This window comes from Sinobacterium norvegicum (assembly GCF_923077115.1).
In the GTDB taxonomy this organism is placed as follows: domain Bacteria; phylum Pseudomonadota; class Gammaproteobacteria; order Pseudomonadales; family Sinobacteriaceae; genus Sinobacterium; species Sinobacterium norvegicum.
In genome coordinates this window covers 296,813-311,136 of the sequence record NZ_CAKLPX010000002.1, presented here as the reverse complement: position 1 = coordinate 311,136, position 14,324 = coordinate 296,813, and the positions used below count along the sequence as shown (strand labels likewise).

Annotated in this window: 13 protein-coding genes; 6 read left to right on the top strand and 7 right to left on the bottom strand. The window is 51.1% G+C overall.

Translation table 11 applies throughout. The features are described from left to right. Positions 1-65 precede the first annotated feature (65 nt). The 3 genes from L9P87_RS10425 to L9P87_RS10415 are packed head-to-tail and all read right to left on the bottom strand — an operon-like array spanning position 66 to position 3,257. Complete coding sequence (locus L9P87_RS10425) at positions 66-467, bottom strand: hypothetical protein (RefSeq protein WP_237444680.1); 402 nt, start codon at positions 465-467, stop codon at positions 66-68. Next, the gene (locus L9P87_RS10420) at positions 464-1,102 is read right to left on the bottom strand and encodes a class GN sortase (RefSeq protein ID WP_290368500.1); all 639 of its coding nucleotides are present in this window, start codon (positions 1,100-1,102) and stop codon (positions 464-466) included. Before L9P87_RS10420 ends, L9P87_RS10425 begins: the two co-directional genes overlap by 4 nt. After that, positions 1,089-3,257: a marine proteobacterial sortase target protein gene (locus tag L9P87_RS10415; protein ID WP_237444678.1), complete on the bottom strand. Its 2,169-nt coding sequence runs from the start codon at positions 3,255-3,257 to the stop codon at positions 1,089-1,091. The genes L9P87_RS10420 and L9P87_RS10415 overlap by 14 nt, the downstream gene beginning before the upstream one ends. 317 nt (positions 3,258-3,574) lie before the next feature. Between L9P87_RS10415 and pdsR the strand changes: the two genes are divergently transcribed. Together pdsR and L9P87_RS10405 are read left to right on the top strand one after the other, a co-directional pair. Further along, positions 3,575-4,264: a proteobacterial dedicated sortase system response regulator gene (gene pdsR / locus L9P87_RS10410; protein ID WP_237444677.1), complete on the top strand. Its 690-nt coding sequence runs from the start codon at positions 3,575-3,577 to the stop codon at positions 4,262-4,264. A gap of 36 nt (positions 4,265-4,300) precedes the next feature. Next, on the top strand, positions 4,301-6,316 hold the full coding sequence (locus L9P87_RS10405; RefSeq protein WP_237444676.1) for an ATP-binding protein: 2,016 nt from the start codon (positions 4,301-4,303) through the stop codon (positions 6,314-6,316). Positions 6,317-6,380: 64 nt separating this feature from the next. Here L9P87_RS10405 and L9P87_RS10400 read toward each other — a convergent pair whose 3' ends face one another. After that, positions 6,381-7,556, bottom strand: a complete 1,176-nt coding sequence (locus L9P87_RS10400; protein WP_237444675.1) for a saccharopine dehydrogenase family protein — start codon at positions 7,554-7,556, stop codon at positions 6,381-6,383. 188 nt (positions 7,557-7,744) lie between these two features. Next, the gene (lepB, locus tag L9P87_RS10395; RefSeq protein ID WP_237444674.1) at positions 7,745-8,539 is read right to left on the bottom strand and encodes a signal peptidase I; all 795 of its coding nucleotides are present in this window, start codon (positions 8,537-8,539) and stop codon (positions 7,745-7,747) included. Positions 8,540-8,693: 154 nt separating this feature from the next. Here lepB and L9P87_RS10390 point away from each other — a divergent pair, with 154 nt between their 5' ends. Further along, positions 8,694-10,496: a hypothetical protein gene (locus tag L9P87_RS10390; RefSeq protein ID WP_237444673.1), complete on the top strand. Its 1,803-nt coding sequence runs from the start codon at positions 8,694-8,696 to the stop codon at positions 10,494-10,496. 158 nt (positions 10,497-10,654) lie between these two features. Here the strand turns inward: L9P87_RS10390 and L9P87_RS10385 are convergent, their stop codons facing one another. Both L9P87_RS10385 and L9P87_RS10380 read right to left on the bottom strand, forming a co-directional pair. Further along, positions 10,655-11,011 (bottom strand): glutaredoxin, encoded by a 357-nt coding sequence (locus tag L9P87_RS10385; protein WP_237444672.1) that lies wholly within the window; start codon positions 11,009-11,011, stop codon positions 10,655-10,657. A 141-nt stretch (positions 11,012-11,152) separates the two neighbouring features. Further along, positions 11,153-11,866 carry an OmpA family protein gene (locus L9P87_RS10380; protein WP_237444671.1) on the bottom strand — a complete coding sequence of 238 codons (714 nt, stop codon included), beginning with the start codon at positions 11,864-11,866 and terminating at the stop codon, positions 11,153-11,155. A 37-nt stretch (positions 11,867-11,903) separates the two neighbouring features. On the opposite strand from L9P87_RS10380, the gene L9P87_RS10375 reads away from it, so the two are divergent. The 3 genes from L9P87_RS10375 to L9P87_RS10365 all read left to right on the top strand — a co-directional run bounded on the left by L9P87_RS10375 (position 11,904) and on the right by L9P87_RS10365 (position 14,195). Next, positions 11,904-12,110 carry a hypothetical protein gene (locus tag L9P87_RS10375; RefSeq protein ID WP_237444670.1) on the top strand — a complete coding sequence of 69 codons (207 nt, stop codon included), beginning with the start codon at positions 11,904-11,906 and terminating at the stop codon, positions 12,108-12,110. Then, on the top strand, positions 12,104-12,898 hold the full coding sequence (locus L9P87_RS10370) for an SDR family NAD(P)-dependent oxidoreductase (RefSeq protein WP_237444669.1): 795 nt from the start codon (positions 12,104-12,106) through the stop codon (positions 12,896-12,898). The genes L9P87_RS10375 and L9P87_RS10370 overlap by 7 nt, the downstream gene beginning before the upstream one ends. Before the next feature lie 205 nt (positions 12,899-13,103). Beyond that, positions 13,104-14,195, top strand: a complete 1,092-nt coding sequence (locus L9P87_RS10365; RefSeq protein WP_237444668.1) for a Rieske 2Fe-2S domain-containing protein — start codon at positions 13,104-13,106, stop codon at positions 14,193-14,195. The last annotated feature ends 129 nt before the right edge of the window (positions 14,196-14,324 follow it).

The following is a 14,324-nucleotide window of genomic DNA, read 5'->3' as shown; positions in this document are numbered from 1 at the left end:
CAACAGGTTGATTCCAAGCGTTAGAGAATAAATATTGATTGAAACAGCACAATGGATCGGCGCGTTTAGCTGACCATTGTGATGGCAGGGCTCTGCGGCGTATTGCAGGTAGTAATTTCTATTTTACCGCAGATATGCTGATTTAACTCAGGCAGGCGATTGATGTCGACACAGTACTCCCGCTGCTCATCGTAGCCAATAGACTGGATCGGGAAGCGAGAGATGTAATCGGCATCGACTTCAAATTCAACAACATAGCCCGCACCAAAACGAGAGCCATAACTATTTCGAGCTATTTGCTCAGCATAGTTATGGTGTAGTTTGGGGTAAAAATAACGCTCACCTTCGAAGCTGCAGCCGAAGCCTTCACAATTATTGGCCAATATTTTTTCTAATTGGATAGGAGTAACAGGTTTAAACAGTTTTACACGAGGGCTGTGGCTGAGCATTCTGGTATTGACGTTCATAATTTCCTACCCTCAAAAAAAGTCTGATTAACTACCGGCTTAGCAATCACCTTATACCTTAACGTTGTCGGCTCGATAGCGTCAAACGGAAAACAAGTCACCAATACTAACTGGTCGACATCTTGCAGGACATTCAGTCTCGATTGACGACTATCGACCACTTCTAACGACTCTACTTTATATTCAACCCTACGCGCAGTTAAATCGGTAATCACCAACTTATCACCAACTACGATATTCTTCAAAAAATTAAAATGCGTATCGCGATGTCCGGCAATAATTTTCGCACCTTGTTGATCAAAATCACTACTCGCTGTCAGGTGTCCAGGGCCGAAGGCGAGAGTATTACCTGTGCCACCAGCCAACACAAACATATCTATACCGTAGTTGCTAAGTTGTAATCTTGCCACTGGCCAAGTATCCGCCCACGGCCAAGGTTTAATACCTTGCTTGACGCCACCGCCCGCGGGTTGTTTATGTAGACTCTGCTGCCAACTGCCAGCGATTAAATGTTGCGCCAGTTCAGCCTTGGTGTAGATCCAAACCCCTTGTCCCATTTGTAATACTCCAATAACAAACAATAGCGTTAGACCCGCAACGATGACGGGCCTGTTAGTCGATCTATTCGGTAACATTAGGCATGGCCTTGGCACGACGCTGACGACCAAATAGCACACAATAAAGAAACAATGTGACGGCAATCAGCAGGCCGCCAAATAGCATTTTAAGCTGTGCTTTGGTCGCCGTTTTTGGGTAACTCACCGATAGCGTACTGCCCTGCGGCAGCAGGTTGGCAATATCGCTGGTCGCCAAGAGTTGGTCGCTGGGGCGGCTTATTTTTTGCTCAACCGCTATCAAACTGGTGTAATCGCTGACCAACTGGTGACCCAAGGCAACCGCTAACACCTGCTCTCTGACCCACTGAGGGTCGACGCCCCGGTATTTCTGGCCCATGAGATGCTGAATCTTATCCTCGGCCCATAGGCTGGCAATGGCGCTAGAACTCGGTCCTCCCAGCACTAACCGCTGGCGCCAGGGCTGACCAGCCAACGTGCCCCGCACCTCCACTTCGCCGGGGCTCTCCCCCGACTGCCGCTCAGCATTACTTTCAACAAGCTTGGTTTTAATTAACAGGGGTTGACCGACATAGAGATCGGGTATTTTTGCAGGATAACTTTCAGCCTCAAAGCCCGCCGGCCAAGTGATCGATATATCGGTTAGTAGTGGTGATTCAAGCTGATGAAATAAGTCATCCATTTTCTTATCCAACTGCTCGACATCTCCAATATGGGTAAAACTGCCACGACCGTATTCGGCACTGCGCCGCATAAAATAGTGGTTAGGCGCGCTGCCGATGGCCACAGTAAACAACCGTTTATCGCCCAGTTCACGGTTGATCAGCTTAAATAACCCCTCTTCATTGGCCACCGCGCCATCGGTGATAAACACCACTCGCTGCAAATAATCATCCCTGTCTGGCTGCTGCAACGCATACTGCAGTGCCGGGGCCATTTCTGTCCCCCCACCTGCCTGTAATTTTTCAATCCAGGCCTTGGCCCGCGTGATAGCCGCTTGATCGGCGCTGACAGAGCGGTTAAACAGAGGCTTGGTAACCGAATTAAACTCAACAATATTGAATACATCGTTGCTCTTTAAGCGATCGACTGCCAGCAATAAACTCCGCTTGGCTTGGCGGATAGAGCTACCCCCCATCGACCCCGAGGTATCAATCACAAAAATTGTTTCCTTGGCCTGAGCAGGTAACTGCTGCCCTGATAATAATGGCGGCAACACCATCAGCGAATAATAAAGCTGCTGCTCCACCTCTTGGTGGAAGATCGCCGCCTTCGGCGCTGCCGCCATTGTTGGCTGCCAGCTGAGTTCGAAATCTCGATCCATTTCTACTTCGGCTGCCGCCAAGCTCAGAGAGTAAACCTGCTGTTGTCGTGACAAGACGATGCTGTGATAGGCACTATCGACCTTGCTCAGCGGCAGGCCGCTGTTGATGGTTGCGGTAATGGTAATAGGGTTGATTAACGTCGAGCCGCCGGTGGTCATTGATGGGCTGACAGCAGCTGCATCATCCACCTTATTGGCTGCCAACAACCAACCGGAGGATAAGTCAGCCTTATCATCTCTCCCTGCCAGCACCGCTGTTTGTTGCGGTATATAGCGCGGCATCAATGTCATCGGGAAGTTTAACGAGAATCGGCCAAAGCGGTAATCGACGGGTTGAAGATAGCGAATAGTCACTGAGATTTTTTCCCCGGGGGCGATATTGGCGACGCTGGTACTGAACAGATTACTTCGGTGCTGACGGGTTAAGGCCGCCACCTGCCCCTGCTTCTTTGCCTGTTGATAGCTGGCCTCGGCCTTTTGAGTCTCATCAATCTTGCCAATAATCACCCGCTGACCAACCGTCACTTTCAGATAGTTCACCGCCGCCTCAGCGGGTAACGGAAACCTGTATACAGCCTCCGCCCACTCATTGCCGGGGTTACTAAACTGCTGTGTTAGTTCAACCGCTGCAACCATGCCATTAATATCAAAGTGAACTCGGCTGCTCAGCTGCGGGCTTTGCCTATAGACCTGATCGACCTCGGTGCGCAACAATAAGTGACCGGCAGATATATCATGCTCCAGCGCTGGCTTTTTTTCATAGGGCTCTGAGGCCGTTGCCGGCAAAGCCAGGCTAATACCGATCAAGGTTAATACCGCCAAGCTTAACCAGAATAAGAAGCGGTTGCTGCGTCGCGGCCGGATAGCGTCATAGTCATCGACAATAATCATTGACTTATTTGCCCCACGCCAACCCCGCCACCGCCTTTTGACACGGGGTCGCCCTCCCAGTTTGGGACTGAAATATAGTGGCTGAGTGTTCTGCTTCATCGTCATATTCCTCACGGTTGATGCAGTGATTAAAGCCGTTCAATATGGCTGCAACAGGACCGGGTTATGACAAAGCAGTGATCAATTGTGGCGAATAATGGCAGGGCGCTGTTGGCGATGCTTTTTGCGTTACAATGCTGCTTAACTTGGCTACTCTGAAACACACTGTAAGCCTATTCATACACAGCAACTCCGTTAGCCACGACGACGAAGACACCATGCCCAAGCACATTGCCATTGTTGAAGACGAAATTGTTATCGCCCAAAACTACCGAGACGCCTTCGAGAAACAGGGCTATCGGGTCAGCCTATTCGCCGATCGCAGCAGCGCCATGGCCTCGTTTGAGCAGCAACTGCCCGATTTAGCGGTGATTGATGTCGGCCTCGGCGATGATATCGAGGGCGGCTTTGAACTATGCCGAGAGCTAAGAAACCAATCGGCCACCCTGCCGATTATTTTTCTTACCGCCCGCGACAGCGAGATCGATGTGATCTCTGGCCTGCGCCTCGGCGCCGATGAGTATTTGAGCAAGGACATCAGCCTGGCGCAGATGCTGGCACGCATTGTCGCCCTGCTTCGCCGTATCGAGGCCTTGAAACAACCGGCGGTGATCGAGGATATTATTCAACAGGGCCCGTTGACTATTAACAAGCAGCGGATGACGGTGAGCTGGCAGTCAGCCAGCATCGATTTAACCGTCACCGAGTTTTGGATTTGTCATGCTCTGGCGCAACACCCAGGCCATGTTAAAAGCCGCAGCCAATTGATGGACGCCGCCAATGTGGTGCTCGATGACAACACCATAACCAGCCACGTAAAGCGAATTCGAAAAAAATTCCAAGCCACCGATGCCGATTTTTGCTCCATCGAATCCGCCTATGGCATGGGCTACCGTTGGCGTCCATAATGCTGAAGACTACGATCAACAGATCAGAGCCTTGCCATGAAACTTAGACAGCAATTATTGTTGACCAGCCTATTGGTTCTGCTATTACCGCTGGCGGCAACTCAGTTTATTCGCGAGCTTGAGCTGGCCCTGCAACAGGGCCAGCAACAAAGCCTGAACGCCTCTCTGCGTACTATTGCCGCCGCTATCAGCGACGATGAACTGTTACTGCTAAACAGCCATGATGTGGCCAGCCAAGAGACGCTTTATTTTGACCGCAGCGACAATAATATTATTCTCGACGGCTATGACGATGACTGGCAACACCCCTTAAACCATTCCCTTTCGCATCCACAGCAAGCGGAGTTCTCCGCCAGTTATCGCACAGCCATTTACAATAAAAATTTATTTTTTTATATCAGCGTAAAAAGCAACCAGCACCAATTCTATAACCCCTCAGTCTCACCACTCAATAATGGCGATCGTATTGTACTGATTACCGAAAGCGGCCGTCGTTATGTTATCAACAGCTCAACACCTGGCAATGTGTATGCCCGCTATCTCTACCGAGGAAAAGTCAGAGAACAACACAATATTTACGGCCAATGGCTCGACAGCGATCAGGGCTACAACATAGAGTTCACTCTGCCCTTGGCGCTTGCTGGCGACAAACTCAGCTTTCTCATTGTCGATGGCAGCAGTCATTTAAGCCTTGGTAATAAAACAGCTGATACAATTTACTATCCGCGGCAATCACTGAATAACAGGCTGGCTGTGTTTAACAGTCACGGTGTTCGCTTAATCGTCACCAATAAACAACAGTGGATTGTCGGTCATGATGGCGATTATGATACCGACAATAGCGGCGACAGTGACGCCTACTGGTTAATTAGAAAACTCTATCGTTCGATTCTAAGTCAGCTTAAACAGCACAATGAAGATAATCTTCATACCGGCAAGATCAGCAGCCCGGAAAACATCAGCGCCCTCATCGGCCAACCAAGTTCGCGCTGGTATAATCTGGCCACCGGCAATCAAAAGCTGCTCAGTACGGCGGTACCGATTATCCACAATGGCGATGTCATCGGCTCGCTGATTGGCCAGCAAAGCAGCGAGCGCTTTCTATCGCTTACCGATGGCGCCTTCAGCAAGCTGCTTGGTTACAGCACACTGGCCATCGCCGTATTGCTCTTCGCCCTGATCGGTTTTTCCGGCTGGCTCAGCTGGCGTATCCGCACACTCAGCATCAGCGCCGAACGCTTGCTCGATGAAGACGGTAGTTTTCAACAGGGTATTGAACAGCGGCAGCTGCCCAACAGTCATAGCCGTGATGAAATTGGCGATTTGGCTCGCAGCTATCAAACCCTGTTTAATCGGCTGCAGGAATACACCGACTACTTACGCACACTGTCGAGCAAGCTCTCACACGAGCTGCGCACACCGCTGGCGATTATTCACTCCTCTCTCGATAACCTCGAGACTTCAGAACAAGGTGATGTTTACCGACAGCGGGCAAAGGATGGCGCCCTGCGACTGAGCAAAATCATCACTGCCATGAGCGAGGCCAGCCGTGTCGAAGACAGCATTAAACAGGCTGAATTTGAAACTGTTAACCTCGCCAAACTCATCGAGCATGTCGTCCTCAGCTATCAAGACATTTACCCACAGCAGCGCATTAGTTCTTCAACAACAAGCGAAAGAAAAACCGCCGATGACAGCGCAGTAATGGTGCCAGAGTTGATCGTGCAAATGCTCGACAAGCTGGTCGATAACGCCGCTGATTTCTGCCCAGACGGCGGCGTTATCAGCATCGATTACACCCTCTCTTCCCACGCTCGCATTATCACCGTGACTAACGAGGGGCCGCTGTTACCACAAAAACTGCAGCACCAGTTATTTGACAATATGGTATCGATGCGGGAAAACAAGGGCGACGATGGCCACCTTGGCCTCGGGCTCCATATCGTTAAATTAATCGTCGAGTTTCATCGCGGTTCGATCAAGGGCTACAACCTAGATGATCAAACCGGCGTATGCTTTGATATTCGTCTGCCCGTCGATGATGAGCACTAACGTTTGGTATATGCTGTACGGGTTGGCAGCATACCCTACAAGCAATCAAGGCAATGTTTAAAGCTTAGCGCTCTAGCTGAAAGGTCAAACCGGCGTTATCTTGCAGGCGATCAATCAGTAACGAACCCATCGCCGAAGCGGGTGTCCAGATACCGCCGCCGGCGATATCTAAGCGCTTTAGTAAACAAATTGCACTTTCGCTGATCATCTTACAGGTTGAGCCATAGCCGGGGTCTTTGTCGCCTTTGACACTGGCCATCAATGTATCACCGTTGTCGTTTGAGCCGACAAATAAAACATCATAAAACCCAGCTTCGCGTGACTCTTTTGAAGGGCCTTCACCTGGTTTCATCGGGTCATTTGCCATGGATTTATCTTGCGCAACCATATTGGCCATTGCCTCACCTTTCTCGCCGGGGCCAGTCAACAGCATCTCGTCATAGACAAAATCCTCACCGTATTGATGCGCTAACAGTACGTTGCTGCGGTGTATGTTTTTAGTATTGATTGTCGCCATCACAAACGGAGCTGACCAGCTATTAAGCTCTTGATCAAAGACCGGGGCCATACCCGAGGGCTGTACCGGACCAGAAAATGAACCGGTTAATGCAAAGGGGTTGGTCAATACTTTAATGAGTTCTGGATTTTTCGCCGCCGCCTTTATCGTCAAACGAAAGCTCTCCAATGTGCCGCCCGAAAAAGTACCGTTCATCGAACGCACACGCCCTTTAACCCGTGAGAATGGCTGGGAGTATTTTTCGACCGCGGCCTGCTGTAAAAAATGAACCCCTAAGTCAAAGGGTATAGAATCGAAACCACATGAAAAAACAATCCGTGCACCACTGGCTTTTGCTGTCTCTGCATGGGCCGCTATCATGTCATGCATCCAGGCAGGTTCACCGCATAAGTCGACATAATCTGTCCCCAGTTCACTGCATAGTCGCACCAAATCGGAGCCATATTTTTGATAGGGGCCAACGGTGGTAAGCACCACCTGCGTGCTTTCTATCATGGCCTGAACCGTCGCAGGCTGATCAGCATCGGCGATGACCAAGGGCACATCATTCGGAATACCCATTGCATCACGGACTTGCACCAGCTTTTCTTGGCTGCGACCCGCCATCGCCCACGTTACTTCACCATTCACACCGTACTGCTTATTTAAATACTCACAAACCAAGCGGCCGGTATAACCGGTGGCACCGTAGACAACAACACCAAACTTTTTCTTCGCTGACATAACACACCCTTAGATTTTATTTTCCCGGTTTCATGCCACAGGGGCACACACCGTTTTTATCGACAAATCGACGTATTCTATCGACCTTGATATTAAACTATTAGTTATTATAAATTTTATTAAACAATGCCTTATAGACTCACCCTTGTTTGTATAACACATTGACATCACCGGGATAAATTTTCATTTCAGCGAATAATTCCCACGATATATTGTTGGTCGATACTGCCAAATTCGCGGCTATCGACAGAGTTATCGCGGTTGTCGCCGATAACAAAATAATGCCCCGCGGGCACCACTTCGCCGCCTCGTAATCCACTGCCGCTGTCTTTCTCAATAATAGAGAAGGTTACATCAAACAATCGCTGCCGATAAACCGTACTGGCTTTATTTTTCTGGCTGAACACCGCCTCGACTTTGACATTATTCACCCATAGTTCATTTTCTGAAAACGCCACTTTATCACCGGCAACGGCAACAACTCTTTTGATTATAAAACGGTGATGCGGCGGCGAATAGAACAGCACCTTGCTGGCGACAGGGAGTTGCCCTCGACTGGGCTGAGCGCGAATAAAACGCCACAGTGGCGACAAATTTTCGACTCTGACCACATCGTTTCGACCAATGCCCGGCGCCATCGACAGCGACTGCACCTGGTAGAGTTGGCCTACATAACGATGCACCAAGGCGTTGCTCACCACCAAGGCGACCACCATCAACACCAGTGGCAGGCCAAATGCCGCCGCTCTACCAACCTGACTCTTGCTCAATAACCGATGCGTTAGAGCCACAGCCATCAGGGCAGGGTAATAATAAAAATAGCTGATCAGCGGCAGCGATTGGCGATACAACAGCCACTGCAATAGCGGGACAGACATCCACAGCGCACAATAAAACCACGCCAGCGAGGCCTGGGCAGCGCGCAGAAAAAACAGGGGAGGAAATAGCAGACCCAGCACAAACCACAGCTTATTATTGATCAAAAAACACCCATATCGTAAAAAAAACGCCTGCTGACGACAAAACCCCTTAATCGCGGGAGTGTGACGAAGGTCATATTATTATATTTTATTTGGGCTATTGGAATGTTTAGCCCCCTGCTCGTCCATATAACTATAAACGGAATTCTATAACACTATGTTTAATAAAAAAATATTGTCGGTAGCTGTACTCAGCGCCGCCGTCTTCGCTGCTGGTTGTAGCGATAGCGGCTCATCTTCTCCGTCCCTTGCCAGCGGCGACGATGGCGGCACTCCCGGCGATGCACCTGCCACAACCGCTTTTACCGTCGATGTACAAGCGCCTGACTCACTGCAGACAGTTGCCGCCCTAACACTACCGCAACAGCTTAAAAACTTCTTCATCGCCCCCGCCTACGCCGTCGATGGCAGTGATTTAGACGCCGGCAACTTCGCCGTCACCGTGGTCGACACCGCCGGTAATGTGGTCGAGATTGTCGAGTTGACTGAAGACAACATCAGCCAGAACCCTGATGGCACCTGGGAAATCAGCGTACCCGGCAATCCTCGTTTAGATTGTATTATTGTCGCCGATATCAACGGCCCCCTCGAACTCACCGTTGGCTCGCCACTCCCCGACGATACCATTTTCGCGCCGACCACCTCCGAAAATATCAAGGTCGACATCGCCTCCACCTCAGCCTACAGCAACTTTATTGAAAGCTTGGACGATGCCTCGACCTTCGAAGCCCTCGGCTTCGATGTTAACGATGCCGCCGATGTCGCCGCCGTCGAGAACATGGTGACGAAGATTCAAGATGTCTATCAATCATTGCTAGACGATGGTTTGGACCCTGAAGATTACGATTCTATCGACGAACTATTAGAAGCCGTGGATGAAGAAGTCGAAGAGATCATCGCCGTCGAAGTGGTCAAGGCACAGAACGCTACCGAGGGTAACCTGGCCGAGCTGGTCGCCGATGGCGCTGGCGGTATCCATTGGTTCTGGTCGGAAGAATATGACGGTGAAGCTGAGCTGGAACGCGGTGTATTAAACGCCCCAGAACAAGACGAGCTGCAGATTTGGCAAGACGGCGAATGGAGTACTGCGATAACTTTTGACACCGACAATGCCGATGGCGGAATTTTCTTAACCTCAGAAGGCTGGGTGCAAAGTGCTGATTGGAACAACACCAGCGGCAATGCTGATGGCAGCGTCACACTCACCGACAAACTTGTCGACACCATGCAAACCAGCCTAACGTCCACTCAGATTGTTGATTTAGAGGGCTTAAACATTGCCGACCAACTCGGCTTTGAAAACCATGCCCCCATCAAAGATCTTATCGATAACGATGCCGTCTTCTCTGCTGGCGCCAAGAGCTATGCACTGAAGCAGGTGGTTCTCAACGATAACTATGCCCTGTGGTATGAGTATGCAGAAGACGGTTATTGCTGGGGCGGCGAAGCCTCACCACTGGCCGGCGACAACTGTGAAGTGGCCGATCTGTTTGATGCCGGACAATACGTTCAAGGCACCGACAGCCTCGACAACCTGTTCAGCGAGAGTGCTGCCGATATCCCCAATATCAGCGGTTTGGTGGTCAGCAACGTCGACAATGGTATTTATATTGCCGAGTTGATCGATAATGAGGCCAAGGACGTCCACTACTACTACTTCGATTGGCAGGCGAATCAGTTTAGCGCCAAGATTGCCTCGGCAACCTGGGGCACTGAAAAACCTGCTGGCGCGCCAGCGGATATTCTTGTGCTGTCTATTCCCGAAGCCGTCATGGATGAGGCAGATCTAGACGCCGATGAGGCAGTACTAATCTATACTGAGCTTGATGGCGTGGTACGCAAGGGTAATATGGGTATGGCCGGCACCGATATCAGTGAGGGCGAGACGCTGTTCAACAAGCAAGCCGCCGACCAGATCATCGATTTGATTGAGGCCGGTGTTACTCCAGTCGAAATATAAATTTACGGCTCAATAAAAAACCCGCTGCGGCGGGTTTTTTTGTCTCTGAATGTTCATCACCGCCGACAAGGGAAGCTTTTTAGATGATATATTCTTCGCTGAATATCCAGACCCAAGAGCGACCAGATTCCTTGTCGGTCTTACGCTCTGATGTGGCGCTATGCCTTGACAGCCCCCGAGGCTAACAATGCTTCTAAGTCCTCTTTGCCGCCAACAAACTGCTGGTCAACAAACACCATCGGCAGGCTCTGCCAGCCCAGCCACATTTTTAACGCACTGCGTTTTCTCCACTGCTTAAAATAACTGCCATATTCTAGATAGTGATAGCTTAAACCGGCTTGATCCAATAGTTTTTTTGCCCCCTTGCAATAAGGGTTGCCGGCCATGCCAACAACCACAATCTTATGCTGCTCAACAGCGGCCTCAACCTCTGCAATCGTCTGCTCGAAGCCACCGCCTATTTGCTGTGCAATGGCGGGATGTATATTGTCTACGTTGAATATTTTTCGTGTCATGACGCGACCTATCGTTGTTATTTTTAAGAGGACACAGCTTAACAAGTCACTGATTAGTTGCAACAAGACAAAATAGTGACCATCTCTTTAGACACAAAAAAACCGTCGAGCAGAGGCTGACGGCGCAAACGGAGAAGAGATTTACGGGTTGATCTGTGCCACCACATCCGCCATCGGCACCCGGTGCAATCTCACGGTGACCAAACGATCCATGGCGTAGTTATCGCTATTATCGCTTAACTCGGCCTGCGAATCCCCATGGCTAACGGTCTCGATACGGTTGGACTCTATTTTGAAAGCCGTCAACAAAGCCTGCACCGATGCGACCCGCTGCTCGGATAGCTGCTGATTAAACTCGGCCGAACCACGCGGGTCGGCATAGCCATCGAGACGAACAGACAGCTGTGGATGCTCGGTCAAAAACACCGACAGCTGCTCCAACCTGTCGATATCCTGTTCGCTGAGCAAACTGCCGCCGGTGGTAAACAATAAGGCGAGCTGTAATTGATCGAGGGCGGTTTCTGCCAACTCATTATTACGCGCCACCTCGCTTGATAATTGTTGCTGTGAGTCCACCAAGGCCTGTTCTGTCCACATCAGCTCATGCTGTGTTTCAGCCAGGGCATTGTTGACAGCCGGCAACTCGTCGGCGGTTTTAATCTGCTCACCTAAATAGCCGCCAGCAATGGCGCCGATAATAAAACCAACAGGACCACCGGCAACCGCACCGACAGCGGCAGCGCCGAAGAACACACTGCCCTGCTTCAGCGCCGTGGTATTGGATGCCGCCTGTGCCTGACCAACCAATAAAGAAGAAGCGAGAAGGATTACACCGATTGTTTTTTTGTTTTTCATCATAGCGCCCTATTATAAAATGTTAGAGAAGAAATTAATGCCTGATTGCTTAGGCTTGGGGCTATTACAACAGCGAATTGGGGCAGCAATAGGCGACAAAGATGGCCAATCAACGGGCAATAATGATCAATTGTGGCAGGCTAATATTGCCGCCGGTCACCCAGCTGGGTCATTGCTGAAAGATACTGCCTTGGTGTTTAATGAAGCGACAATAAAAACTGATCAGATGGCCATCCAATGTTGAAGAATAAACGCGTTATCATTACCGGTGCCGGTCGCGGTATCGGCTATACCATTGCCCAGCACTTTATCGAGCTCGGCGCCAAGGTCGCTATTATTGATGTTGACGAGACGCTGCTGGCTGAGAGTAAGAGCGCACTAAAGTGCGCCGGCTATGTTGCTGACGTCGCCGACGAAGAGCAGATCAGCCTAGCGATTGAGCAGGCAGCCGCCGACCTTGGCGGCCTGGACTGCCTGATTAACAATGCCGGCACCGGTGCGCTCGCACCACTGGACCAATACAGCGGCGAGCAGTTTGATCATATTATCCGGGTCAATCTACACGGCACCTTCTTTGCCACCAAGGCGGCAATCAAGCTGCTGCAAAGCAGCGCCACAGAAACCCTCTGCAGCAGTATTATCAACATCACCTCCCAGGCCGGTGAGCGACCCACCTTCGGCGAAGCCCCCTACTGCGCCGCCAAAGCCGGCGTCACGGCGCTGACTAAGTCGACGGCGCTGGAGTACGGCCCCGCCATCCGCTGCAACGCAATTTCACCCGGCTTCATCAACTCACCGATGACCGAGGGCATTGTTAACTCAGACCTGATCAAACCGTTGCTGCAATCCGCGCCGTCAGCCCGCGTCGGTACCATGATAGAGCTGGCTCAGGCCGCTGCCTTTTTAGCCAGCGAGCAATCCAGCTATATGACGGGGCAAACGCTGGCCATCGACGGCGGCACGACACTGCCCCAGGCCGGGGTTAACGACATCACCAAGGGGCTGACAATAATGCTGGCCGGCGGCGGTTAAGCAGCAATACCGTCTCTTTTGTACCATTTTAGGCATTTCTTTCACCCGGGGTCGTCCGAACGGACGAGTCTAGTGCTACCAAAATTTAATATGCTCTCAAGCTGATTTTAAATTATAAAGGGCAGCTATCTCTGCAGGCGCAACCAATAAGCGCTAACAGAACAGCACAAGCTCTAACGATAATATCTCTCACAGGTAGACACCCATGGCTAAAGCAACAGAATACAAATTAGGCCCCAATACCTTCCCCCGCGGATGGTTTGTGATTGCCGAAAGCAGCGAGCTAGGCGAAGACCCGCTGGCACTGCGTTTCTTCGAACGCGACTTAGCACTCTATCGCGGCAAAGACAGCGGCCAGCCTGTATTGCTTGACGCCTATTGTGGCCACATGGGTACTCACCTCACCGCCAGCACCAGTGCCGCCATTGCCACCGACAACAGCCACATCGAAGGGGACAATATTCGCTGCCCCTATCACGGCTGGCGTTACGGCCCAGACGGTAAGGTGAACGACATCCCATACTACGACGGTCCCTGCCCACGCAGCTCCGCCATTACCGCCTACCCCACCCGCGAAATCATGGGCTGTATTATGATGTGGTTCGACCCCGATGGTCTGGAGCCACAGTTCGAGCCGCCCATGCTGGCGGAATGGAACGACGAGGCCTGGGTAAATTGGGATCTCGACCACCTCGGTGAAATCGATATGCACCCGATCGAAGTGATCGACAATATGGCCGATGCCCGACACCTAGGTCCCACACACGGTGCCCCGTGTGAGTACTTCGAGAACGAGTACAAGGATCACATCATCATCCAGCGTCAGGGTGGCGTGCTCGCCTCTTATGGCTGCATGCTACAGAGCACTACCTGGTATACCGGCCCCGGTATTCTGTTGTCGAAGCAGGAGTTCGGCGGCCAAGAGATCTATGAGTTGATTGCCAACACCCCGGTTGACGACGGCAAAATCAAGGTATGGCACGGCGCGCTGCACAAGTCAGCCAACCCGGTGGCCACCGATGAAGACCGCGCCATTGCCAAGGAAGTTCAGGTCGGCGCCCTCGCCGCCTTCGCCGCCGACTTCAGCGTCTGGGCCAACAAGCGTTCAGCCACCCGCATTATTCAACTGCCAACCGATGGTCCGTTTAACCGCGGCCGAGACTGGTATCGCCAGTTCCACCTAGAGATCGACAACGTGCCATCGCAGCAGCAAAAAATCAACGGCAAGGCCCATGTGAAAGATATGCCAGAGCCTCCGGCTGAGGCCATCGCCTTTGGTGCCGAGCTGTTCGAATAAAAACAGCCCTGTTATGTAAATAATAAAAAATGCCGCTGATTAGCGGTATTTTTTTGCCCGCAAAAAAGCCATCGCCTTAGCACAGATGTCACCATTAAAAGACTTGTTTTTACCATGGTATAACTAACA

Excerpts from the sequence above, each read along its gene's own strand:
- L9P87_RS10365 (WP_237444668.1), top strand. The coding sequence starts at position 13,104 with ATGGCTAAAGCAACAGAATACAAATTAGGCCCCAATACCTTCCCCCGC.
- L9P87_RS10425 (WP_237444680.1), bottom strand. The coding sequence starts at position 467 with ATGAACGTCAATACCAGAATGCTCAGCCACAGCCCTCGTGTAAAACTG.
- L9P87_RS10405 (WP_237444676.1), top strand. The coding sequence starts at position 4,301 with ATGAAACTTAGACAGCAATTATTGTTGACCAGCCTATTGGTTCTGCTA.
- L9P87_RS10385 (WP_237444672.1), bottom strand. The coding sequence starts at position 11,011 with ATGACACGAAAAATATTCAACGTAGACAATATACATCCCGCCATTGCA.
- L9P87_RS10400 (WP_237444675.1), bottom strand. The coding sequence starts at position 7,556 with ATGTCAGCGAAGAAAAAGTTTGGTGTTGTTGTCTACGGTGCCACCGGT.
- L9P87_RS10370 (WP_237444669.1), top strand. The coding sequence starts at position 12,104 with ATGTTGAAGAATAAACGCGTTATCATTACCGGTGCCGGTCGCGGTATC.
- L9P87_RS10420 (WP_290368500.1), bottom strand. The coding sequence starts at position 1,102 with ATGTTACCGAATAGATCGACTAACAGGCCCGTCATCGTTGCGGGTCTA.
- L9P87_RS10390 (WP_237444673.1), top strand. The coding sequence starts at position 8,694 with ATGTTTAATAAAAAAATATTGTCGGTAGCTGTACTCAGCGCCGCCGTC.
- pdsR (WP_237444677.1), top strand. The coding sequence starts at position 3,575 with ATGCCCAAGCACATTGCCATTGTTGAAGACGAAATTGTTATCGCCCAA.
- L9P87_RS10375 (WP_237444670.1), top strand. The coding sequence starts at position 11,904 with ATGCCTGATTGCTTAGGCTTGGGGCTATTACAACAGCGAATTGGGGCA.
- L9P87_RS10415 (WP_237444678.1), bottom strand. The coding sequence starts at position 3,257 with ATGATTATTGTCGATGACTATGACGCTATCCGGCCGCGACGCAGCAAC.
- L9P87_RS10380 (WP_237444671.1), bottom strand. The coding sequence starts at position 11,866 with ATGAAAAACAAAAAAACAATCGGTGTAATCCTTCTCGCTTCTTCTTTA.